Origin of the sequence: Dokdonella sp., from assembly GCF_036518555.1 — a bacterium.
Lineage (GTDB): Bacteria > Pseudomonadota > Gammaproteobacteria > Xanthomonadales > Rhodanobacteraceae > Dokdonella_A.
In genome coordinates this window covers 1-2416 of record NZ_DATDMY010000329.1, presented here as the reverse complement: position 1 = coordinate 2416, position 2416 = coordinate 1, and the positions used below count along the sequence as shown (strand labels likewise).

Below are 2416 nucleotides of genomic sequence, written 5' to 3'. Positions count from 1 at the left end.
GTACGTCGACCTTCGATCCGTCGTCGAACACGACCGTGACGACCGTTTCGACGTGATCGGTAAACGCACGCGCCACCACGTCATTCTCCATCAGGTACGGCATCACCTCGCCCACCGTTCCTGGGATCGATGCAAGCCCTTCCTGCTCGATGCGGTCGTGCAGCTGTGCACGATAGTTGGCGTCCGCGAGATAGTCGCGCGCCGAGGGATTCGGTTGCGTGCGGATCGACCAGCGGTTCGCGCGGATCGCCGCGGCCGCCTTGTACGTTCCGCCCGTCGCGTTGGAGAACCGCAGCAGCGCGGCGGCGACGTCGTGCATGACTTGCGGTACCGCGCCTTCGACGCCGGTGCATGGCGTCGCAGCGGCGTTCGGCTCGACGCCGCTCTTGCCGTGCTTGTCGCCGGTTGCGATCGATGTGCCGCCCGCGCTGTCGACGCTGCACGTCACGCGATACTCGCGAATGCTGCCGTCGGTCGGGTTCCAGACGAGCCGCGCACCTTGCCCTTTGTCGACGGCGGCTTGAAGCATCTGCGCCGGTGAGCAGCCGGGACACGGCATGCAGATCGCGGCCGATGCTTGGCCTACTGCGAAGAGCAGGCCAACGATGGCGACAATATTGCGAATAAAACGTTGGCGCATATAAACCCCTCCCTGGATCGGCGCGATCATCTCAATACACCAACAAATTCAAACGTAACCTTGCTTCCATCCCCTTGATCCTACCCGAAGCCATGGATGCGAATGTTTTCGCATTTTGGCCACACGCGCGAATGCATCTTCCGTGGAGTCGAGGATGCGGATCGACACAAGCTCATTGCATCTACGGGGCGCCTCTACCTCAACAATTGGGAACCGCGCAAACCGTTGCCATCACGTCTCATCTTGTGCGACTCACCCCTGCTCCAATCCCCCTCGTGCCACCCGGCACACGCCCGCCCGCCATAGGGGCGTCCGGGCGCCGTCCCACTCCACGAGGAGAAGTACCCATGTCCCAAGCTACCGTTTCGCTGTCCTTCACCGATGCCCAGGCCAGCGCGATCGATGCGGCGCTGAACGAGCTGGAGGCGCAGTTCGCGGCGCTGGTCGCGATGCCGGCGGGCGAGCGTCGCCGGCTCATGAAGATGGGCGACAAGTCGGAGGCGTTCTGCAGGCAGACACTGTCGCTGCTCGACCAGAACCGGCAGCTGGTACCGCAGAGCATGGGGCTCGCGGGCGTGCAGCAGAGCCTGGATGCACTCGACTGGATGCGGCCGCGCATGCAGCGGCTGATCCGCCTCGGCGAGCGCCTGTCGAACACCGACACGGTGGTCGGCTCGACGATCATGCAGGCGTCGCTGCAGGGCTACGCGCTGCTCAAGGTCGCCGGGCGCAACCAGGGCCTGGAGGGCTTACGCGAGACGCTCGGTGCGCGGTTCTCGCGCCGGCCGAAGGTGCCGGAGGCGAAGGCGGCCTGACCGCCCGACCCTTCCCTCTCGCACGAGAACGACGAAGCCGCAGCGATGCGGCTTTTTTTTTGCCTGCTTTCCGGGCGATCGTGATGCATCGCGGAGCTGCGTTCGATCTCCGCTCCGGGCGAATGCACCGCCGTCGCGCCCGCATGGATCGTCTCGGCGCGAACCTCGAGTTTCAGTACGCCGCGGTCGCTTACGTCCCGTTTTGCTCGATCGCCAATCCCTTGTGCTTCGCGCGCGAATGCGCCGGACTCGCGCGCGAGTCGCGGCGATTGGCGCGCGATTGTGCCTGGATGCCGCGCCCGTCGCGTTCGCTGGCGAGCGAGCGGCCGCCACCGAGGTTCCAAGCGCTCGTGTTGGAGTGCGAGTCTCGCCCGCTCGCACCCGATACGACCGGACTCGCGCACCACGCGCCAGCACTCGCGTGCGAGTCGCGATGATTCGCGCGCGACATCGGTTCGCTCGCACGTGATGCGGTGCGGGTCGCGCGCCGGCTCAACGTGGTGAAGAAGCCCAGGATTCCCCCTTTCGCGGGAATGACGGCACGGGGATCGTAGGGTGCGCCCTGGCGCACCACGCCGGGTCAATGCGAGCGAAGGTTCGCCAGGGCGCACCCTACGCCGTGCCGCATGGCGTGACGGCGAGGCGCCGGTGCGCCAGGGCGCGCCTTACGCTGTTGTCCCTTCTCCCGCTTGCGGGAGAAGGTGCCGGAGGCGGATGAGGGCCATCGATGCGAGGGGCGTCGCACCTTCCCCTCACCCGCGCCTGAGGCGCGACCTCTCCCGCGAGCGGGAGGTGATGCCCGCGCAGCACCGCAGGGTACGTGGGCGCACCGCGTCCAGTGTTCGAGCACCCGGTGCGCCAAGGCGCGCGTCCCCCTTCTCCCGCTTGCGGGAGAATGTGCCGGAGGCGGATGAGGGACCATCGATGCGAGGGCGTCGCGAGCCTGGCCCACCCCCGCCCC

2 protein-coding genes are annotated in these 2416 nt (G+C 66.9%); one reads left to right on the top strand and one right to left on the bottom strand.

Features of this window, described 5'->3' with window-relative positions; all coding sequences use genetic code 11:
- On the bottom strand, positions 1-670 hold a 670-nt coding region (locus tag VI238_RS17480), incomplete at its 3' end, for a hypothetical protein (protein ID WP_331653691.1).
- A gap of 317 nt (positions 671-987) precedes the next feature.
- On the opposite strand from VI238_RS17480, the gene VI238_RS17475 reads away from it, so the two are divergent.
- Entirely contained in the window at positions 988-1455 is a 468-nt protein-coding gene (locus tag VI238_RS17475) for a hypothetical protein (RefSeq protein WP_331653689.1), read from the top strand.
- Positions 1456-2416: the final 961 nt, after the last annotated feature.

Bases quoted from the DNA above. Each gene is read 5' to 3' on its own strand.
- VI238_RS17475 (WP_331653689.1), top strand. From the start codon at position 988: ATGTCCCAAGCTACCGTTTCGCTGTCCTTCACCGATGCCCAGGCCAGC.